General features: G+C 71.3%; 24 protein-coding genes. 14 read left to right on the plus strand and 10 right to left on the minus strand.

What is annotated here, in order from left to right; all coding sequences use genetic code 11:
- The first annotated feature begins 62 nt into the window (after positions 1–62).
- Complete coding sequence (locus AB0A63_RS22415) at positions 63–1,142, plus strand: hypothetical protein (RefSeq protein ID WP_360394462.1); 1,080 nt, start codon at positions 63–65, stop codon at positions 1,140–1,142.
- Positions 1,143–1,147: 5 nt separating this feature from the next.
- On the opposite strand, the gene AB0A63_RS22420 is transcribed toward AB0A63_RS22415, so the two are convergent.
- Both AB0A63_RS22420 and AB0A63_RS22425 read right to left on the minus strand, forming a co-directional pair.
- Complete coding sequence (locus tag AB0A63_RS22420) at positions 1,148–2,581, minus strand: amidase (protein ID WP_360394465.1); 1,434 nt, start codon at positions 2,579–2,581, stop codon at positions 1,148–1,150.
- An 85-nt stretch (positions 2,582–2,666) separates the two neighbouring features.
- Positions 2,667–3,167, minus strand: coding sequence for a CGNR zinc finger domain-containing protein (locus AB0A63_RS22425; RefSeq protein WP_360394468.1), 501 nt, complete (start codon positions 3,165–3,167; stop codon positions 2,667–2,669).
- A gap of 26 nt (positions 3,168–3,193) precedes the next feature.
- Here AB0A63_RS22425 and AB0A63_RS22430 point away from each other — a divergent pair, with 26 nt between their 5' ends.
- Together AB0A63_RS22430 and AB0A63_RS22435 are read left to right on the plus strand one after the other, a co-directional pair.
- Complete coding sequence (locus tag AB0A63_RS22430) at positions 3,194–3,397, plus strand: hypothetical protein (RefSeq protein ID WP_360394470.1); 204 nt, start codon at positions 3,194–3,196, stop codon at positions 3,395–3,397.
- Positions 3,384–3,998: a TetR/AcrR family transcriptional regulator gene (locus AB0A63_RS22435; RefSeq protein WP_360394472.1), complete on the plus strand. Its 615-nt coding sequence runs from the start codon at positions 3,384–3,386 to the stop codon at positions 3,996–3,998. The genes AB0A63_RS22430 and AB0A63_RS22435 overlap by 14 nt, the downstream gene beginning before the upstream one ends.
- Here AB0A63_RS22435 and AB0A63_RS22440 read toward each other — a convergent pair.
- A complete protein-coding gene (locus tag AB0A63_RS22440; RefSeq protein WP_360394475.1) occupies positions 3,995–4,516 on the minus strand; it encodes an AAA family ATPase in 522 nt (173 codons plus the stop codon). The two genes, AB0A63_RS22435 and AB0A63_RS22440, sit on opposite strands and share 4 nt — an antisense overlap.
- Entirely contained in the window at positions 4,501–5,370 is an 870-nt protein-coding gene (locus AB0A63_RS22445; RefSeq protein WP_360394478.1) for a sucrase ferredoxin, read from the minus strand. The genes AB0A63_RS22440 and AB0A63_RS22445 overlap by 16 nt, the downstream gene beginning before the upstream one ends.
- A gap of 222 nt (positions 5,371–5,592) precedes the next feature.
- Here AB0A63_RS22445 and AB0A63_RS22450 point away from each other — a divergent pair, with 222 nt between their 5' ends.
- Complete coding sequence (locus AB0A63_RS22450; protein WP_360394481.1) at positions 5,593–6,297, plus strand: SDR family oxidoreductase; 705 nt, start codon at positions 5,593–5,595, stop codon at positions 6,295–6,297.
- Positions 6,298–6,325: 28 nt separating this feature from the next.
- Positions 6,326–6,955, plus strand: coding sequence for a 50S ribosomal protein L11 methyltransferase (locus tag AB0A63_RS22455; RefSeq protein WP_360394484.1), 630 nt, complete (start codon positions 6,326–6,328; stop codon positions 6,953–6,955).
- On the opposite strand, the gene AB0A63_RS22460 is transcribed toward AB0A63_RS22455, so the two are convergent.
- The 3 genes from AB0A63_RS22460 to AB0A63_RS22470 form a co-directional block, all read right to left on the minus strand.
- Positions 6,952–7,314, minus strand: coding sequence for a VOC family protein (locus AB0A63_RS22460; protein ID WP_360394854.1), 363 nt, complete (start codon positions 7,312–7,314; stop codon positions 6,952–6,954). The two genes, AB0A63_RS22455 and AB0A63_RS22460, sit on opposite strands and share 4 nt — an antisense overlap.
- A gap of 80 nt (positions 7,315–7,394) precedes the next feature.
- On the minus strand, positions 7,395–8,144 hold the full coding sequence (locus AB0A63_RS22465) for a ZIP family zinc transporter (RefSeq protein ID WP_360394487.1): 750 nt from the start codon (positions 8,142–8,144) through the stop codon (positions 7,395–7,397).
- Positions 8,141–9,253, minus strand: a complete 1,113-nt coding sequence (locus AB0A63_RS22470; RefSeq protein ID WP_360394490.1) for an epoxide hydrolase — start codon at positions 9,251–9,253, stop codon at positions 8,141–8,143. Before AB0A63_RS22470 ends, AB0A63_RS22465 begins: the two co-directional genes overlap by 4 nt.
- 44 nt (positions 9,254–9,297) lie before the next feature.
- On the opposite strand from AB0A63_RS22470, the gene AB0A63_RS22475 reads away from it, so the two are divergent.
- Both AB0A63_RS22475 and AB0A63_RS22480 read left to right on the plus strand, forming a co-directional pair.
- A complete protein-coding gene (locus tag AB0A63_RS22475; RefSeq protein WP_360394493.1) occupies positions 9,298–10,242 on the plus strand; it encodes a YafY family protein in 945 nt (314 codons plus the stop codon).
- A gap of 2 nt (positions 10,243–10,244) precedes the next feature.
- On the plus strand, positions 10,245–10,511 hold the full coding sequence (locus AB0A63_RS22480; protein ID WP_360394496.1) for a hypothetical protein: 267 nt from the start codon (positions 10,245–10,247) through the stop codon (positions 10,509–10,511).
- A 9-nt stretch (positions 10,512–10,520) separates the two neighbouring features.
- Here the strand turns inward: AB0A63_RS22480 and AB0A63_RS22485 are convergent, their stop codons facing one another.
- Positions 10,521–10,757 (minus strand): hypothetical protein, encoded by a 237-nt coding sequence (locus AB0A63_RS22485; RefSeq protein WP_360394499.1) that lies wholly within the window; start codon positions 10,755–10,757, stop codon positions 10,521–10,523.
- A gap of 60 nt (positions 10,758–10,817) precedes the next feature.
- Here AB0A63_RS22485 and AB0A63_RS22490 point away from each other — a divergent pair, with 60 nt between their 5' ends.
- Positions 10,818–11,405 (plus strand): TetR/AcrR family transcriptional regulator, encoded by a 588-nt coding sequence (locus tag AB0A63_RS22490; RefSeq protein WP_360394501.1) that lies wholly within the window; start codon positions 10,818–10,820, stop codon positions 11,403–11,405.
- A gap of 1 nt (position 11,406) precedes the next feature.
- On the opposite strand, the gene AB0A63_RS22495 is transcribed toward AB0A63_RS22490, so the two are convergent.
- Positions 11,407–11,955: a cadmium resistance transporter gene (locus tag AB0A63_RS22495; protein WP_360394504.1), complete on the minus strand. Its 549-nt coding sequence runs from the start codon at positions 11,953–11,955 to the stop codon at positions 11,407–11,409.
- Between the two features lie 91 nt (positions 11,956–12,046).
- Between AB0A63_RS22495 and AB0A63_RS22500 the strand changes: the two genes are divergently transcribed.
- Positions 12,047–12,889 carry an SDR family NAD(P)-dependent oxidoreductase gene (locus tag AB0A63_RS22500; protein WP_360394507.1) on the plus strand — a complete coding sequence of 281 codons (843 nt, stop codon included), beginning with the start codon at positions 12,047–12,049 and terminating at the stop codon, positions 12,887–12,889.
- 36 nt (positions 12,890–12,925) lie between these two features.
- Positions 12,926–13,489: a TetR/AcrR family transcriptional regulator gene (locus AB0A63_RS22505; RefSeq protein ID WP_360394510.1), complete on the plus strand. Its 564-nt coding sequence runs from the start codon at positions 12,926–12,928 to the stop codon at positions 13,487–13,489.
- A gap of 8 nt (positions 13,490–13,497) precedes the next feature.
- On the opposite strand, the gene AB0A63_RS22510 is transcribed toward AB0A63_RS22505, so the two are convergent.
- Positions 13,498–14,280, minus strand: a complete 783-nt coding sequence (locus tag AB0A63_RS22510; RefSeq protein WP_360394512.1) for an LLM class flavin-dependent oxidoreductase — start codon at positions 14,278–14,280, stop codon at positions 13,498–13,500.
- Positions 14,281–14,897: 617 nt separating this feature from the next.
- On the opposite strand from AB0A63_RS22510, the gene AB0A63_RS22515 reads away from it, so the two are divergent.
- From AB0A63_RS22515 to ligD (AB0A63_RS22530), 4 genes are all read left to right on the plus strand, one after another.
- A complete protein-coding gene (locus AB0A63_RS22515; protein ID WP_360394514.1) occupies positions 14,898–15,875 on the plus strand; it encodes a tyrosine-type recombinase/integrase in 978 nt (325 codons plus the stop codon).
- Between the two features lie 118 nt (positions 15,876–15,993).
- Positions 15,994–16,821, plus strand: coding sequence for a Ku protein (locus AB0A63_RS22520; protein WP_360394517.1), 828 nt, complete (start codon positions 15,994–15,996; stop codon positions 16,819–16,821).
- Positions 16,822–18,264: a non-homologous end-joining DNA ligase gene (gene ligD, locus AB0A63_RS22525; protein WP_360394519.1), complete on the plus strand. Its 1,443-nt coding sequence runs from the start codon at positions 16,822–16,824 to the stop codon at positions 18,262–18,264.
- Positions 18,254–19,126 carry a non-homologous end-joining DNA ligase gene (gene ligD, locus AB0A63_RS22530; RefSeq protein WP_360394522.1) on the plus strand — a complete coding sequence of 291 codons (873 nt, stop codon included), beginning with the start codon at positions 18,254–18,256 and terminating at the stop codon, positions 19,124–19,126. Before ligD (AB0A63_RS22525) ends, ligD (AB0A63_RS22530) begins: the two co-directional genes overlap by 11 nt.
- Positions 19,127–19,146 lie beyond the last annotated feature (20 nt).

Below are 19,146 nucleotides of genomic sequence, written 5' to 3' on the forward strand. Positions count from 1 at the left end.
GCAGGGTTCCGTTAGGGCGACATCGGTAGCACTCGGTCGAGTGACGAGTGTTTGATGTTGTGATGAACTCGCTGCCCGCCGCCGTGGCTTCCGCGCTCGCCGAGGCCGGTGGTGAGGACGACGCCGACTGGCCGGCGTGCTGGCAGGAGCTCACCGCCGTGTCGGTGGAGCTGCAGTCCTTGCTGCTCACCGATCCGGGGCCGGAGCTGGTGGCGCTGGTCGAGCAGATCGTCACGCAGCTCGCCGACGGGGTCGCGGGCAGCCGAAGACACCGGGTGGAGCTGGCGGAGCTGACCCACCGGGTGCTCGACATCCACGCCCGCGCGTGCGCGGTGAGCACGCCTGACCCGGTGCGGCTCGCCGACTGGCTGCTCGATCTGCAGCTGGAGCACCCCGAGGCGCCTGAGGTCGCGCTGGCGCCGTACGCGGAGGCGCTGGACGACGAGGGGCTGGCGCACTACCGCGAGCGGGCGGTCGCGTTGTTCGAGCCGTTGCCGGTGGTGGGGTTCGGGGAGACCGGCCGCTACGACCGGGCCCGGTGGGCGTTGCTGCGGGTGATGGAGGAGCTGGCCGAGTACACCGACGACGTGGACCTGCAGCTGCTGGTGCTGTCCAAGGACCTGTCCTCGGGGTGGCACTACCTGCAGGTCGCCACGGTGCTGCGCGACGCGGGCCGCGCCGATGAAGCGCTGGAGTGGATCGACCGGGGGTTGCGCGCGACCGGTGGGCGGGGTGCGGCGTTGCGGTTGATCGACCTGGCGGTGGAGGAGCACCTGCGCCGGGCGGCACCGCACCGGGCGGTCGCGGTGTGCCGGGAGGCGTTCCTGGTGCGGCCCAACCTGGAGATCTACCTCAAGGCCCGTGCGCTGGTGGTGCACACCGACGAGTGGCCGCCGTTGCGCGCGGAGCTGGTGGAGCACCTGGTGCGTGACGGTGGCCGGTTGGCGATCGAGGTGTACCGGCGCATCGTCGAGGTCGAGCTGGCGCGGCGCGGGGTGCAGGAGCAGGAGGTGGTCGTGGGGTGGTTGCGGCAGCTGCGCGGTCTGCAGCCGGACGCGTTCGCCGACTACCTGGAGCACATCAAGTCACGGCACGTCGCCGACCGGGAGCTGCTCGACGAGCTGTCGCGCCGCGGCCTCTGACCAGTTCACCTCCGGACAGTCCGCACTCGTGCTGCGTGGTCGAGGCCGGAAGGGGTCCGGTCCGCCCACGGCCGGACGCGTTCGAGCTGGGCGGAGAGCGAGAGCAGGGTGCACTCGTCGTGCTGGCGGCCCACGAGCTGCACCGCGAGCGGCAGTCCCGCGGCGCTGCGGCCGGCGGGGACGCACGCGGCCGGGTTGCCCACGATGTTCCACAACGGCAGGAACGTCGTGTAGCGGGCGGCGGCCAGCAGAGCCGCGACGACAGTGGTGCGGTTCCACTCGCCCACGCGGATCGGCGGCCGGGTCAGCGCCGGGGTCAGCAGCACGTCGACCCGGCCGAAGACGCGGTTCGCGTGCGCCGTGAGCGCCGCGTCCTGGCTGCGTGACCAACGCACGAGCGCCCGCGGCAGGCGCCGGCCGAGGTCGGCGGCGGCGCGGGTGCGCGGTTCGAGCAGGTCCGGCAGCTCCACCTCGGTGCGGGCGAGGTGGGCGTTGTGCAGGTAGCGCAGCGCGAAGCGGGTGGAGGCCGACAGGTCCTTCATCGGCGGGTCGAGCCGCACGACGTCGTGGCCCAGGTCGGTCAGCAGGGCGGCGGTGTCCTGCACGGCGTCGCGGACCTCGTCGTCGATGCCGATGCCCGGTCCCCACGGCCGCAGCGACACCCCGATGCGCAACCGGCCGGGGTCGGTGCGGGCGGCGTCGGTGAACGTGGTGCGCGGCGGGTGGGCGACGTGCGCGTCACCGGGCACGGGGCCGTGGATCTGATCGGCGACCAGCGCCCAGTCCTCGACCGTGCGGGTGATCGGCCCGGCCACCACGAGCCCGCCCCACGCCTGGGGCTGCGGGGCGAGGGAGACGCGGCCGCGCTGGGGCTTGAGCCCGAACAGGCCGGTCACCGCCGCCGGGATGCGGATGGACCCGGCGCCGTCGGTGCCGATCGCCGCCGCGGCCAGTCCCGCCGCGACCGCGGCCGCCGATCCGCCGCTGGACCCGCCGGGGGAGTGCGTGAGCGACCACGGGTTGCGCGTGGGCCCGGCCCAGCCGCTCTCGGTGTGGGGCCACAGCCCCAGCTCCGGCATCCGGGTGCGGCCGATGACCACCGCGCCGGCGGCGCGCAGCCGGGCCACGACCGCGGAGTCGGCCGGCTGCGGGGTGCGTGCGGCGTTGGTGCCCCCGGTGGTGGGCAGACCGGCGACCGCGAGGTCCTCCTTGACCGCGATCGGCACACCGCGCAGCGGCAGGTCGGCATCGCAGCGGTCGGCGGCGTCGGCTTCGGCCAGCGCCTGCTCGGCGAACACGACCCGGAACGCCCGCAGCACCGGGTCGAGCCGTTCGATGCGCTCCAGGTGCCGCCGCACCAGCTCACGCGAGGTCACCTCGCCCGCCCTGATCGCCGCGGCCTGCCCGGCGACACCGGCGAACACCAGCTCCTCGGTCATGGCCCGACCCTAACGTGATCACCCGGACCGCAGTACCGGCATGAGAGTCCGCGGTCCTCGTCACCGGCTGAGCCGGCCGGGGGAGTCAGGCGGGCCGGCGGCTGCGGTGGTTGGCGACGTTGACGCGGTTGGCGCACCTGGTGGAGCAGAACCGGCGGCGGCCGTTGCGGCTGGTGTCGACGTAGACGGTGTCGCAGCCGTCGCGGTCGCACCAGCCGATGCGCCCGGCGTCCTCGCAGAACAGCGCCGCCATCCCCGCCGCGGTGTAGGCCTTGAGCCGCACGTCGGTCGGCGCGTCCTCGCGTGCGTAGTGCAGGTGCGGCGCGCGGCCGTCGTGGGTGGAGATGTAGTGCGTGGTCGAGGACCGGGCGAGCAGGTCGTTGAGCAGGTCGACGCCCGGTTCGCGGAAGACCTGCCGCAGCCGCTCGACCCAGTTCCGCACGTCACGTTCCTGGCGTGCGTCCAGCGAGCCCAGCGGCTTGTAGTCCGAGGCTTTCAGCACGTCGAGCAGGGGTGTGGCGGGGTCGGCGTTGACCAGGGTCGCGGCGAGCTCGGCGGCCGCCCCGCCGTAAGGGTTGAAATGCACTAGACCATGACACCAGAGTTGGGGGCATGATCGCCACCTGCCCCGCGTGCCACTGGCCCTGCGACTCCGCCCTGTCCCGCCACGGCCCGGTCGCCTACGTGCGGTGCGTGTGCGGCCTGTTCCTGGTGATCGACCGCGGGGTGCTCACCGCGACCGCCGGGACCAGCGCGTTCCGCCCGGTGCCGCGGACCAGCGGTGACCAAGTACCCTCGGGGCGTGAGCCGTCGTGATCTCCTGTGCGACACCGCGATCCAGATCCTCGCGGTGGAGGGCGGCCGGGGACTGACCCACCGCGCGATCGACCGCGAGGCCGGCGTCCCCATCGGCACCACCAAGAACTACTTCCCGACCCGCGAGGCCATCCTCGAGGCCTCCGCCGCGCGCATGACCGCCCTGCACCGCGCCGCCGTGGACCGCCTGCGCGAGACCACCCCGGCCGACATCAGCCCCGCCGACGTCGCCGAGCTCTACCCGGCGCTGCTGCGGCGCGCGGTCGCCGAGGACCCGACGCAGATGCTCGCGATGGTGGAGCTGTACCTGGAGGCGGTGCGCCGGCCGGGGGTGCGTGCGGCGTTGTCGGGCATGGTGCTGGCCAACGCCGAGGCCGCCGCCGCTCTGCAGCAGGCCGCGGGGCTGCCCTCGACGGTGCGCGACACGGGCCTGCTCGACGCGTACTTCCTGGGGGTGGCGATCTCGTTGCTGGCGTTGCCGGTGGACACGCTGGAGACCGTGGGCCTGGACGACCCGTACGCGCTGGGCATCGGCGTGTTCTCCGCGACCGTGCCCGGCCCGGTCGCGCCCCCGGCGCAGCACCGCGAAGCGGGCAGCTAGCCCAGGGCCGCGAGCAGCGCGGCGTAGGTCTGTTCCACGTCCAGCCCGCCGTTGTCGATGACCGTCGTCCCCGGTGTCAGGTACTGCTGCAGGTCGTCGAACACCTGGTGGATCAGCGCCTGCCCGCCCAGTGCCCTCACCACGGCGTCGATGGGTTCGTCGCGCTGCTCGAACCGGGTGATCGCCGTGGTCCGCGGGGCGAGCAGCACCACCTCCACGTACCGCGCGCCGGCGGAGCTCACCGCGTCGGCGAGGACGTCGCGCTGGTCGCGGCGGGTGATCAGCTGCGGCATCACGACGTCGTGCCCGGTGCGCAGGTGGTGGGCGGCCATGGTGAGCGCGAGCGGGCGGACCAGGTCGACGGTGGCGAAGAAGTCGTCCTGCCAGCCGCCGACCAGGCCCACGATCCGGTCGGCGTCGAGGTTGAGCGTGAGCGGGTGGTCGGCGGCGTAGCGGGCGGCGAGGGTGGACTTGCCCACGCCGGTGGGACCGTTGAGGTGGATCAGCCTGGGCGGCACGCGCTCACCAGTTCGTCGACGGCGGTCGCGACCAGTGCGGTCGCGGTGTCGGGTGAGCGGCCGCAGCTCGACGGGCGCGGGGGCACCGGCCGCTCGGTCAGGGTCACCCGCCATTCTCGGCCATCGGCGTGGCGCACGGTCGCGGAGCCGGCGTTCTCGGCCACGACGGTGAGCACGTCGCCGGTCTCGCCGATCCGCTCGCGCACGGCGACCTCGGCGACCTGCCCGCGCGGGGTGAAGCAGGACCGGCCCCGGCAGCGTTCGGCGGAGACGCCCTTGGTGGTGAGCCGTTCGGCCAGGTCGTGGTCCAGGCGGCCGTAGAGGTGGCCGGTGGGCAGCAGCACACCGGTGGGGGCGAAGCGGTGGCCGCCGGTGTGGGTGCACTCCCACAGGTTCAGGGCGGTGGCGATCGGCCGCCCGTACAGCGCGCAGCACACGTCGCGTTTGCTGTTGGTGCACACCAGCAACAACGGGTCGTGCACCGGTGTGCCGAACGCCGTGGAACGCCCGGCGCCCAGCGCGGCGAAGTCCAGCTCCAGCAGCTCCTCGGGCGCGCCGACGTCGGCCTGTTCCAGCCACGACGCACCGGGGGTGGTGGCGGCGAGGTAGACGCGGCGGCGGGCGGGCACACCGGTGTCGGCGTGGCGGCCGGGGCGGCGGATCAGCAGGATGCGCACCCCCGTGCCGCTCGCACGGCGGTGCAGCTCGGCACCCAGCTCGCGGTCGAGGTGGCTGTCGAGCAGCGCGTCGCGGCCCCACGGGCCGGGCTGCTCCAGGCACAGCCACGCGGTGGCGGTCGCGGCCGTGCCGGCCAGCGGCTCACCCGCGAGGTCGGCGAGTACGGAGCACCTCATCTGCGCACTCTATACGGCCGATCGGGTGATGGCTAAGGACACCCTTACCTTCATCGTCGGCGGGTACCCGGCATCGACCGGGTGAACACACCACTGGGTTGTGCGACGGCGCCGCCTGCGTGCACGGCCGCCGCCACGAGACCGCGACCGCCCCGGTCAACGTCGCGTTCGTCGTGGTGACCCGCGCCGGGCAGCTCTGACCGCGGGCGTGCGGGTCCTAGGGTGACCGGCATGACAACGGTGATCACCGGGGGAAGCCGGGGGATCGGTGCCGCGACCGCGCGCAGACTGGTGCGCGACGGGCACCGGGTCGTGATCAGCTACCGGCAGGCCGCCGACGAGGCCCGTGCCCTGGAGCAGGAGCTGGGTGTGGTGGCCGTGCGGGCCGACACCGCGGACGAGCACGACGTGGCGCGGCTGTTCGACGCCGCCGGCGAGGTCACGGGCGTGGTGAACAACGCGGGCATCACCTCCCCGGTGGGGACGCTGGCCGAGCTGCGCACCGAGGACCTGCGCCGCGTCGTGGACGTCAACGTCGTCGGCGCGTTCTTCGTGGCCCGCGAGGCGGCCCGGCGGATGAGCGCGGGCGCGATCGTGAACGTGTCCTCCGGTGCCGCGACGCTGGGCAGCCCCGGCGAGTACGTGCACTACGCCGCCACGAAGGCCGCGGTCGACGCGCTGACGATCGGCCTGGCCAAGGAGCTGGCGCCGCGCGGGATCAGGGTGAACTGCGTGCAGCCGGGCACCGTCCGCACCGACATCCACCGGCTCTCCGGTGTGCCGGACCGGGCCGACCGGGTGGCGCCGCGGGTGCCGCTGGGACGCGCGGGGGAGGCCGAGGAGATCGCGAACGCCATTGCCTGGCTGCTGTCGGCGGAAGCCTCCTACACCACCGGGGCGGTTCTGCGGGTGACCGGCGGGATGTGACGGGCGGGCGCACCTAGACTGCTGGGTCATGCCCGCTCCGACCCTGGCGGAGTTCGTGCTCGCGAACACGACTCCGACGCCGGTGCCGCTCGTGCCCGAGATCGTGCTGCACAGCGCGTGCGAGGCCATGGAGCTGTGGGAGCGCACGCAAAACGACCAGCCGCCGTTCTGGGCGTTCCCGTGGGCCGGTGGGCAGGCGCTGGCCCGGCACGTGCTCGACCACCCCGAGCTGGTCGCGGGCCGCACGGTGTTCGACCTCGCGTCCGGTTCGGGGCTGGTGGCGATCGCCGCCGCGCTGGCGGGAGCGCGGGAGGTCGTCGCGAACGACATCGACCCGTTGTCGCTGGCGGCGGTGCGGCTCAACGCCGAGGCCAACGGGGTGCGCGTCACGACCCTGGCCGCCGACCAGCTCGCCGGGGACGCCGCGGGCGCGGGCGTGGTGCTCGCCGGGGACGTGTTCTACGACGCGCGGATCACCGCGCTGGTGCTGCCGTTCCTGCACCGGGCGGCGGCACGGGGCGCGGTGGTGCTGCTGGGCGACCCGGACCGGGCGCACCTGCCGCGCGAGCGGTTCACGCAGCGGGCGCGCTACGAGGTGCCGGTGCCGTTGACGCTGGAGAGCACCGAGACCCGCAGCGCGACCGTGTGGACCGCCTAGTTGGTCACCAGGCAGAAGGGGTGACCGGCGGGGTCGGCGTAGACGCGGAACCCCGTCTTGGACCGCGAGCCCTTGAGCTTGGTCGCCCCGAGTTCGAGCACGAGCGGTTCGGACTCGTTGAGGTTGCTCACCATGACGTCGAGGTGCACCTGTTGCGGGTGCTCCTGGCCGGGCCACTGCGGCGGCTCGTAGTCGTCGACGCGCTGGAACGACACCCGCATCCCACTGGGAGCCTCCAGGGTGGTCCACCACCCGTCGGAGTCGGTGACCTTCCCGCCGATCAGCTCGCGGTAGAACTCCGCGAGCTCGTCCGGTTCGGGGCAGTCCAGCACCACGTCGTAGAGCTCACCGATCGCCACGACTCTCCTCGTCAGCCGCACCTCGCGCCACCTGCTGGCGGCGCGAGCGACCTTAACGCCCACCCGCCGGGCACCCCGCGTCAGCCCAAACGTTCCACCACGAACGCCGTGAGGAACCCCGCCGTGGTGCACAGCCCGGTGTAGAGGCGGGCCCGTTCGAAGGCCTCGGGGATCATGGTGTCGGCGATCATCGCCAGGATCGCACCGGCGGCCGTGGCGGTGATGACGGCGATCACCTGCGGGGAGGCGCCGTCGAGCAGCACGTTGCCCAGCGCCGCCGAGATGCCGCTGGCCACGGCGATCACACCCCACACGCCGAAGACGTAGCCCGCTCCGCGCCCCGCCTGCTTCATGCCCGCGACGCTGGACAGGCCCTCCGGGATGTTGGAGATCACCACGGCGACCAGCATCGCGACCCCGATGCCCCCGCCGTCGAGCAGCGACACACCGAGCACCACCGACTCCGGCACCCCGTCGAGCAGGGCGCCGACCGCGATCGCCGTGCCGCTGCCGGCCTGGTCGGACTCCGAGGGCTGGTTCGCGGCCCGTTTGCGGTGCCGTGCCCCGTGGCGGGCCAGCACCACGTTCGCCAGCACGTAGGCCAGCGCGCCCCCGGCGAACCCGGCCGAGGTGGCCAGCAGGCCACCGGTCTGCTCGGCCTCGTCCACCAGCTCGAACGACGCCGCCGCGATGAGCACGCCCGCGCCGAAGGCCATCACCACCGCGACCACGTCGCGCGGCACGCGCACGAACCAGGCGACGACCGCGCCCGCGACGAGCGCGCCGCCACCTGCCAGACCCCACAGTCCCGCTTCGATCCACTGCGTCACCGAGGCGGGGTGCCCTGCAACTTCGCGAAGAACACCTTCAGGTCCTCGGCCAGCAGATCGGGTGCCTCGTGCCCGGAGCAGTGCCCGCCGCGGTCGAACTCCGACCAGTGCACCAGGTTGTGGTGGTCGCGTTCGGCGAAGCGGCGGATCGACTGGAAGTCGTCGGGGAAGACGGCCACGCCCAGCGGGAACGTCGTCGGCTCGCCCGGGGTGTCCTCGCGGTGGGCGTCCTCGTAGTACAGCCGCGCCGAGGACCCGGCGGTGCGGGTGAACCAGTGGATCGACACGTTCGCCAGCAGGAAGTCCCTGCTCACCGCCGGCTCACCCATCAGCTGCAGGATCCAGGCGAGCTGACCTGTGGGGGAGTCGGCCAGGGCGAACGCCACGTTCTGCGGCCGCGACTGCTGCAGCTTCGCGTACCCCGACATGGTGTCGTAGAAGTTCTGCAGCACCCCCGGGCGCCGGTGCTCGTCCTGCGTCAGCCCCTCCACCTCGGCCGGGTCGCCCGAGGGGAACGAGAAGACCTGCGTGACGTGCACCCCGGCCACGTGCTCGCCGTCCACCCGGCCCAGCTCCGGGCCGATGATCGCCCCGGCGTCGTTGCCGTGCACCCCGTAGCGGGTGTGGCCCAGCCGGCTCATCAGCTCCGCGTAGGCCCGTGCGACCCGCCCGGAGTGCCAGCCGGTCGCGGTCGTGGGACCGGAGAACCCGACACCGGGGGTCGAGGGGATCACCAGGTGGAAGTCGTCGCGCAGGTGCTCGATGACGTCCACGAACTCCAGGACCGTGCCCGGCCAGCCGTGGATCATCAGCAGCGGCAACGCGTCCGGATTCGTGCTGCGCACGTGCAGGAAGTGCACGCCTGTGCCGTCGATCTCGGTGACGAACTGCGGGAAGGAGTTGAGCCGCGCCTCGACCGCCCGCCAGTCGAACTCCTCGGCCCAGTACCGCGCCAGCTCCCGCACGGTCTCGACCTCGTCGCCGTAGCGCGCCCCCGCACCGGGCACCTGGTCGGTCCACCGCGTGCGCGCCAGGCGCAGCGCCAGCTCGTCGAGTTCTGCCGCGCCGACCGCGACCCGGAACTCCCTGATCTCCGTCGTGTCACCCATCCTCCGCGGCATTGTGGCCAGCTCCTGTCCTAAAGTTCCGGGTCATGTTGGAAACCTCCGCACGCTTGCTGCGCCTGCTCGCCCTGCTGCAGTCCCGCCGCGACTGGCAGGGCTCGGAGCTCGCCGACGAGCTGCGGATCAGCCCCCGCACCGTCCGCCGCGACGTCGACCGGCTGCGCGAGCTCGGCTACCCGGTCAACGCCACCACCGGCAGCTTCGGCGGCTACCGCCTCGGCGCCGGCGCCGAGCTGCCCCCGCTGCTGCTCGACGACAACGAGGCCGTCGCCGTCGCCGTGGCCCTGCGCACCACGCCGGTCACGGGCCTGGAGGAGGTGTCGCTGCGCGCCCTGCTCAAGCTCGAACAGGTCCTGCCCTCCCGGCTGCGCCACCGCGTCTCCGCGCTCGAAGGCGTCGAGTCCGTCCCCCGCGACAGCCCCGCACCGGCGCTGGACCCCGAGCTGCTCACCACCCTCGCCGCCGCCTGCCGCGACAGCGACACCCTCCGCTTCGACTACACCTCCCACGACGGCACCCCCACCCGCCGCCGCGCCGAACCCCACCGCCTCGTCAACTGGGGCCGCCGCTGGTACCTCGTCGCCTGGGACGCCGACAAGCAGGACTGGCGCAGCTTCCGCGTCGACCGCATCAGCCGCCCCGTACCACCGCACGGGCCCCGCTTCACCCCGCGCGAGCTCGACGCCACCACCTACGTCGCCTCCCGGGTGACCTCCGCGGCCTGGCGCTACGAGGCCCGCGTCCTCGTCCACGCCCCCGCGACCGAGGTCCTCACCCGGATCAGCCCCGCCATCGGCAGCGTCGAGGCCGTCGACGAGCACACCTGCGTCCTGGTGACCGGCTCGGACTCCGTCGAGACCCTCGCCGTCTGGATCAGCATGCTCGGCTTCGACTTCGAGGTCACCTCACCGCCCGACCTGGTTGCACACGTTCGCACCCTTGCGGCCCGCTACGCCCGCGCCGTACAAGACTGACCATGGCCATCACGGGTAGGGACATCGAGCACCTGCTCTACACCGACACCCCCGACCCGGTCCTGGTCCTGCACGACGGGGCCACCGAGATCGTCGCCGCGGCCGAGCTCGGTGCCTGCCCGGGAGCGGTGGTGGTGTGCTCGCGCGCGGAGGTGCTGCGCCGGGTGGGGGAGAGGGACCTCAGCGAACAGGACCTGGCGGGACTGGCCGCCGCCCTGTCCGACGCGGTCGCGGACCCCACCCGCGCACGGCCGCTGTGGCCCCTGTGAGCACCCGGCCTACCGCCTGCGGCGCAACCTGACCGGGTCACCGGGCGCGGGCGCCTCGTCCTGCCGCTGGGCCTCGGCCTGGACCTCGACGTTCGTCCGGTGTGCAACCGGGTCCCAGATCTCCTCGAACGGCGCCATGAGCGAATGCCCGCTGCCGCTGCGCCGGGCCCGATGGGCGTACCAGGCGAAACCCGCCAGGAAGAGGGGCAGGCTCAGCAACGCGGCCACGGACGCCAGGAGCTCCACTCACCCGACGGTACAGTAACGTCGCGTATCCAGAAACACCGTGTTACCGAATGGACGGCGATGACCCGCCTCACCCGAGCCGAGCAGCAGCGGCTCACCCACGACCACCTGCTCACCGCCGGCCGCCAGGTCTTCCTGCGCCGCGGTTTCCTCGCCGCCACCGTCGAGGAGATCGCCGCCGACGCCGGCTACACCCGCGGCGCCGTCTACAAGCACTTCGGCGGCAAGGAAGGCCTCTGGCTCGCCCTCGTCGACACCGACGCCGACACCCACCTGCACACCCTGCGCACCGCCCTGAGCGCGGCCACCACCCGCGACGAGCTGATCGCCGCACTCACACCCGCCACCACGACCGGCGACCAGGCCGCGCGGTGGAGCGCGGCCGCCGCGGAGGTGCTCGCCGCGACCGCCCAGAACCCCGGCACCGCGACCCAGGTCGCCGCCGTCCAGCAACGCCACGACGACGCCGTCACCGCACTGCTGCGCGAACACTCCCGCCGCCTCGGAATGCACCCCGCCCTGCCCCTGGAGCAGGCCGTCGTCCTGCTCGGCGCACTGGGCATCGGCCTCGCCCTGCGCCAGACCGTCGCCCCGGCCGCCGACCCCGCCGCGATCCTCGGCCACGTGCTCGACACCCTGTTCCGGTGACTCAGCCGGAGAACAACACCAGCAGACCGATCCCGACCAGCACCACCGGCAACGCGATGTGACCCCACCTGGCCAGCGCGCGGGCGACCACCTGCCGGGAGGCCAGGAACCAGCCCGCCAGGCACCACACGCCCACGAGCGCCAGGAACACCACGACGTAGAGCCACAGCGCGTCGGTCACCGTGAAGACCGGGACGTAGATGCCGATGTTGTCGCCACCGTTGGCCAGCGTCACACCCGCGACGGCCAGGACGCCCGGAGCCGCGCCGGGATCGCCGTCGTCGTCCCCGCGCCACAGCGACCAGGCCGCCTTCAAGCCCAGCGCCAGGGGGATCAGGCCGAGCCAGGGGCGGAACTGCTCGGGCAGCAGGGAAGCGCCGAGCGCACCCAGCACCGCCACCACGAGGATGCCCGCGAAACCCAGGTACTGACCGGCCACGATCTGCCAGGCGGAGCGGGCGCGGGCGAAGAACAGGGCCAGGAGCACCAGGTCGTCGACGTTGGTGACGGCGAACATGCCCGCGGCCTGGGCGATCACAGCGAGGTCCACGAGCGGGGATTCTCACGCACGCAACAAACGGATAGCTCATCCGGATGTGCTAGCGTCCCGAAACGGATCATCTATCCACACAGGAGACGCCATGCCACCCAAAGCAGTCATCACCGCCGCAACCGCCGGCATCGGACTCGAAACCGCAAAAGAACTCGCACGACGCGGATTCGCCGTCACCGTCATCGGACGCGACCCACAACGAGGACACCAAGCAACCGCACAAATCGGGGGAGAAGCCCGATTCCTCCGCACCGACCTCGCCTCACTGCACCAAGTACGCGCACTCGCCCGCAAACTCACCGACGAAGGACCACTCGACGTCCTCATCAACAACGTCGGCGCCATGTTCCCCCGACACCAGCACATCGACGGCCTCGAAGCCACCTTCCTCGTCAACCACCTCTCGCCCTACCTGCTCACCGAACTGCTCCTGCCCGTCATCACCGGCCGCATCGTCAACGTCACCTCAGCAGCCGTCATCGCCGCCAAGAAGAACTTCGACCACACCGAACCACCCGGCGGCTACTACGCCTTCCACTGGTACGGCCGCGCCAAACTCGCCAACCTCGCCTACACCCTCGACCTCAGCACCCGCACCAACGGCATCACCGTGATCGCCGCCGACCCCGGCGGAGCAGCCACCGACATGACCAACGGCACCATGAACGACCCGAACATCGTCTCCCCACCACTGCGCCTGCTCTGGCCACTGGTCAAACGCACCTTCGCCCGCTCCACCGCCCGACCCGCCACCCGCGCCGCACAACCCTCCATCACCGCCGCCACCGACCCCGCACTCACCGGCCGAACACAACTCCTCATTGGGCCGAACGGGACACCCACCACCCCCCACCGCACCGCACTGCAACCCCACGTGATCGCCGCCATCCGCCGCCTCAGTGAACAGCACGCGCCACTCGAGCCCAGCTGACCCAATACGGATGGGCTATCCAATTACCCTGGACACATGACGCCGCTGCGCAAGGACGCCGCCCGCAACTTCGACCGCATCGTGGCCGTCGCACGCGAACTCGTCGACCAAGGCACCCCACTGCAGCTCAACGACGTCGCCCGCCGCGCAGGCCTCGGCGTCGGCACCGTCTACCGCCACTTCGCCACCACCGAAGCCCTCCTCGAAACCATCGCCACCCCCTGCCTCGAAACCCTCACCGCACACGGCCACCACGCCCTCACCGCCGACAACCCCTGGCACGCCCTGCGCACCTTCCTCGAACGCACCGTCGAAGCCCAGGTCACCGACCCCGCCATGGTCAAAGTCGTCGCCTCCACCACCGACGCCCTCCCACACACCACCGAGCTCAAACACCAACTCCAAGCACTCGGCAAAGCCCTCTTCGCCCGCGCCCGCGACGCCGGCCACGTCCGCACCACCGTCCACGACGGCGACATCGTCCCCCTCATGTGCGGCATCGCCTACGCCGTCCACCTCCACGGCCACCCCACCCACGACCGCGTCACCACGGCCCACCGCTACCTCGACACCCTCCTCGAAGGCCTCCACGCCTCCTGACCGCACACCTACCGCGGGGGACCGGCCACCACGAACTCCCGCAACCCCGCCACATCCCGCGCACCACCATCAGTCAGCACCCACGTCACCCCCGCCTCCTCATACGCACCCACATCCGACAACCCCGGACCCCAGATCACCAGATCACCCCCGACCGGCCCACCCGACGCCACGAACTCCGCCTTGATCCGCGCCGCATCAGCGGGGGAGACCACCGCCAACCCCGACCCACCGAACACCGCCGGCACCACCCCGTCCGCCAACGCCGCCGCACGGAACGGCACCTCCCGAGGCCACACCCCACCCACCCAGATCGGCACCTCCACCGGCGCGAACCGCACACCCTCCGCACGGAACAACGCACCCCGGTGATCCACCACCTCACCCGACAACAACGCCCGCACCAACCCCACGCCCTCCGACATCGCCTCCGCCCGCGACACCACCTCACCGAAGGGGGAGAAGTCCTGCGGCGTCCCCGCACCCACCCCCAGCACCAACCGCCCACCCGACAACCGCTGCACCGTCGACGCCTCCAGCGCCACCTTCCACGGCCGCCGCCGCCCCAACGACGTCACCACCGGCCCCAACCGGATCGACGACGTCCGCGCCGCCACCGCACCCAGCACCACCCACACGTCCGCCACCACCGGCTCGTCCGGCACCACCACGTGGTCCCACAGGAAGAACCCGTCCCACCCCGCCTCCTCGGCGGCCACCGCCAGCGACACGAGCTCAGCCGGGTCACCCAGCTCCGGACCGAAACACGGCACGTACATCGCAAATCGCATGCACCGAGTGTGGCAAGCACCCCTGACAAGATCATCTGACCAGGGGAGCTAACGCCACGGTGACGAAAGCAGGCGAGCGTCGGCGAGCGGCCGCAGCGCGGTCACCGAAGCGCCACCTTCACCAAGCGGCAACAGCGACGCGCGTCCCGACGCAGAACGACGAACCGACACGCGAACCGAGCGTCAGCGCCCGGCGAACGCAACGCGGCGCAAGGCAGGCGCGCGAACCCCGGAGGAGGGCTCCAGCAGCACCGGATCCGCGTTACTTGACATAATGTAGATTATCGGCGAAACGGCGACCTGCGGAGATCGTCCAGAAGGACCCGAATCCCAGGCCGTCGCGCCGGACCGTCCTCAGGTGCGTCTGCGGGTGTCGCCCACGGGCAGGTCGGCGGACACCCCTGCAGACGCCTGAACCTCGAACCTCGGCGATGCCGGAGCGCGGTCGGCATCGACTGGTTGTGGAAGAGACGCGCGAACCGGTGAATCGTGACGCGGGCTCCCCGAGGAACTCCGGCGCCACCGACCGTGCCACCGCCCGCCGCCGGAGTCCGGCGAAACGGACATTTGATGCATAATCGCCATTATCCAGCACAGAACGCGGAATTGTCGGTGCTGTGCGGTACAAGATCCATATGCACGTGCTCGCCGCGCAGGACGCCTTCTTCCTCGCCCGCCGGACCCGCAAGGACTCGCCGCACACCACCGCGGCCTACCAGCGGGATCTCGCCGGCGTGACCGCACTCCTGGCCGAGACCCTCTCCTCCCCCGTCGAGGACCTCGTCGTGCAGGACCTCACGGGCGCCAACCTGCGTCACGCTTTCGGGTTGTTCGCGGACACGCACGCCAAGAGCTCCGTGCTGCGGGCCTGGTCGACGTGGAACCAGTTCCTCACGTTCTGCGTGGCCGAGGACCTGATCGCGGGCAACCCGATGGGTGCGGTGGCGCGGCCGAAGACCCCTCCCCTGGTGCCCAAGCCGTTGCGGGGTGAGGACACGCCCGAGCAGTTGCTGACGGCGGCCGCGGAGGGGGCGCGCAAGGGGCGTGACCCGTGGCCGGAGCGGGACGTGCTGGTGATCGCGCTGGGGTTGGTGGCGGGGTTGCGCAGTGCGGAGATGCGGACGTTGACGCTGGCGAGCGTCGTGGGGCGGGAGGGTGATCGGCGGTTGCACGTGAAGGGCAAGGGGAACCGGGACCGGTCGGTGCCGATCGAGCCGCCGATGGAGCGGATCGTGGAGGCGTACCTGGCGAGTTGCCGGCGGCGGTTTCCGCAGGGGCGGTTCGACCGGGACAGTGCGTTGTTGCGGGATCGGCATGGTGAGCCGATCGGGCGGGGTGGGTTGGAGTACCTGGTGAAGTCGTGTTTCCGGTGGGCGGGGTTGCACGACCGGGTGCCGACGGGGGCGAACCTGCACGCGTTGCGGCACACGTTCGCGACGCGGTTGGCGGAGGACGGGGCGTCGGCGAGCGAGATCATGGCGTTGCTGGGGCATGCGAGTTTGGCGACGAGTCAGAACTACATCGAGGCGACGGCGCGGGAGCGGCGTGCGGCGGTGGCGAGCAATAGGACGTATCGGGCGTTGCGGGACATGTAGTGGGGTTCGACCGGTGTGCGGGAGCCTCGGTGGGTCGGGGTTGCCCTGGTGCCGGTGGGGTGGGCCGTGTGGGTGACGTGGTGGTGCGAAAACCGCATTTCAGGGGTACTCAGTGGGAATGAGATCCGTGTGGCGTGGGGCCATCTCCTTCGGGTTGGTGACGATCGCCGTGCGCCTCTACACGGCTGTCGAGGAGCACGACTTCCGTTTTAACCAGGTGCACCGTGAGGACGGCGGGCGCATCAAGTACAAGCGTGTGTGTTCGGTGTGCGGCAACGAGGTGGAGTACGGCGAGATCACCAAGGGCTATGAGCTGGACGACGGCCGGATGGTGGTCATGGAGAACGAGGACTTCGAGAAGTTGCCGGTGAGGACCGACAAGTCGATCGAGGTGCTGGAGTTCGTGCCGGCGGAGGAGATCGATCCGATCTACTTCCAGAAGACGTACTACCTGGAGCCGGACAAGGCGGCGGCGCGGCCGTACGTGTTGTTGCGGGATGCGTTGGTGAAGACGGGTCAGCTGGCGGTCGTGAAGATCACGATCCGGCAGAAGGAGACGCTGGCGACGATCCGGGCGCGTGATGACGTGCTGGTGTTGCACACGATGTTGTGGCCGGATGAGATCCGCAGGGCGGAGTTCGACTTCTTGGAGCAGGACGTGGAGGTGCGTCCGCAGGAGTTGAGGATGGCGACGTCGTTGGTGGAGTCGATGGCGGGTGACTTCGATCCGGGCTCGTTCACCGATGACTACCGGGATGCTCTGGAGAAGGTCATCGCGGCGAAGGCGGAGGGTGCGGAGTTGCCCGAGCAGCCGGAGTCGGAGGACAAGGGCGATGTGATCGACCTGATGACGGCTTTGGAGCGGAGTGTGGAGAAGGCGAAGGCCGGGCGCAAGGGTGCGTCGGCGAAGAAGGCCGCTCCGAAGAAGAAGGCTTCGTCGGCGTAGATGGCCGGGCTCGACGAGTACCGGCGCAAGCGGGATCCGGCCAGGACGCCGGAGCCCGTGCCGGGTGCTGCGGTTCTCCCCCGTGGTGACGGGGACACGTTTGTGGTTCAGGAGCACCACGCGTCGAGCCTGCATTGGGATGTGCGGTTGGAGCGGGGTGGGGTGCTGGTGTCGTGGGCGGTGCCGAAGGGGTTGCCGCCGACGACGGATGTGGTGCGGCTGGCGGTGCGCACGGAGGACCACCCGCTGGAGTACGCGGAGTTCTCGGGTGAGATCCCGAGGGGTGAGTACGGCGGCGGGTCGATGGTCATCTGGGACCGGGGCCGGTACGAGACGGTGAAGTGGTCGGACCGCGAGGTGGACGTGGTCCTGCGCGGGGGTCGGGTCGAGGGTCAGTTCGTGTTCTTCCGGTCAGGTGGGGACGGGAAGAACTGGATGGTGAAGCGGCGGTACGCGAATGCGCGGCCGGACTGGCAGGTGTTGCCCGAGCAGGTGAAGCCGATGCTGGCGGTTCCGGGTCCGTTGCCTGCTGATGATGATGACGAGTGGGCGTACGAGTTCAAGTGGGACGGTGTCCGGGCGATCCTGCGGGTCGAGGGTGGCCGGGTGCAGGCGTGGTCGCGGTTGGGCAACGACATCACGGTGGCGTATCCGGAGCTGCAGGCGGTGGGTGCGCAGCTGGGGTCGACGGAGGCGTTGCTGGACGGGGAGATCGTGGCGTTGCGGGACGGGCGGCCGAGTTTCAGCGCGTTGCAGAACCGGATGCACGTGAGCAAGTCGGATGCGGCGCGGCGGGCGGCGCGGCAGTACCCGGTGACGTTGTTGGTGTTCGACCTGTTGCACCTGGATGGCCGGTCGTTGATGTCGTTGCCTTTTCGGCAGCGCCGTGAGTTGCTGCGGGAGCTGGAGCTGAGGGGGCCCAACTGGCTCACTCCCCCGTCGTACGACGCCGATGGGGCGGCGGTGCTGGCGGCGAGCCGGGAGCAGGGTCTGGAGGGTGTGGTGGCGAAGCGGCTGGACTCGGTGTACCAGCCGGGGTTGCGGTCGCCGGTGTGGCGCAAGATCACCGATCTGATGGCGCAGGAGGTGGTGATCGGGGGCTGGCGGATGGGTGAGGGCAAGCGTGCGGGGGTGATCGGTGCGTTGTTGCTGGGTATTCCGCAGGACGGCGGGCTGGCGTTCGCGGGGTCGGTGGGCACGGGGTTCAGCGACGCGGAGCTGGCGGTGCTGACGCCGCGGTTGAAGGCGTTGGCGCGCAGGTCGTCTCCGTTCGTGACGGAGATGCCGAGGGAGAGGTCCAGGGGCGCGAAGTGGGTGGAGCCGGAGCTGGTGGCGGAGGTGGTGTTCCGGCAGTGGACACCGGACGGGCGGATGCGGTTCCCGGCGTGGCGGGGGTTGCGGCCGGACAAGACGCCCGGGGAGGTGACGCGGGGTGAGCGGTGAGGTGTCGGTGCGGGTCGAGGGCCGGGTGCTGAAGCTGACGAACCTGGACAAGGTGTTGTACCCGGGGTTCGGGTTCGCCAAGGGTGAGGTGATCGACTACTACACGCGGGTCGCGCCGGTGCTGCTCCCCCACCTGAAGGACCGGCCGGTGACGTTGAAGCGGTTCCCGAACGGGGTGGACGGGAAGTGGTTCTTCGAGAAGAACGCGCCGCAGCACCGTCCTGAGTGGGTGCGGACGGTGCGGTTGGAGTCGCCGGGCAGCACGAAGGGCAACGAGACGGTCAACTACGTGCTGGTCGACGAGTTGGCGACGGTGGTGTGGCTGGCGAACCTGGCGGCGTTGGAGTTGCACGTGCCGCAGTGGACGGTGGGTCCGCGGGGTGGGAAGCGGGATCCGGACCTGCTGGTGTTCGACCTGGATCCGGGGGCGCCGGCGACGGTGGTGGAGTGCTGCCGGGTGGCGGAGCTGGTGCGGACGGTGCTGGACGACGACGGTGTGGACTCGTGGGCGAAGACGTCGGGCAACAAGGGGATGCAGGTGTACGCGTACGCGCCGGCGAAGGACACGTCGGAGTACGCGAAGGGGGTGGCGCGGCGGTTGGCGAGGGAGTTCCCGGAGCTGGTCGTGTCGACGATGGCGAAGGCGCAGCGCACCGGGAAGGTGCTGATCGACTGGTCGCAGAACAACCCGGCGAAGACGACGGTGGCGCCGTACTCGTTGCGGGCGCGGGAGCGGCCGACGGTGTCGGCGCCGGTGACGTGGGACGAGGTCGAGGAGTGCCGGGTGGTGGAGGACCTGGTGTTCACGGCGGATGAGGTGCTGGCGCGGGTTGATGCGGTGGGTGACCTGTTCGGGGGTTGATATTCTGGCCGACTGCCTAC

Source organism: Lentzea sp. NPDC042327 (assembly GCF_040647275.1).
GTDB lineage: Bacteria > Actinomycetota > Actinomycetes > Mycobacteriales > Pseudonocardiaceae > Lentzea.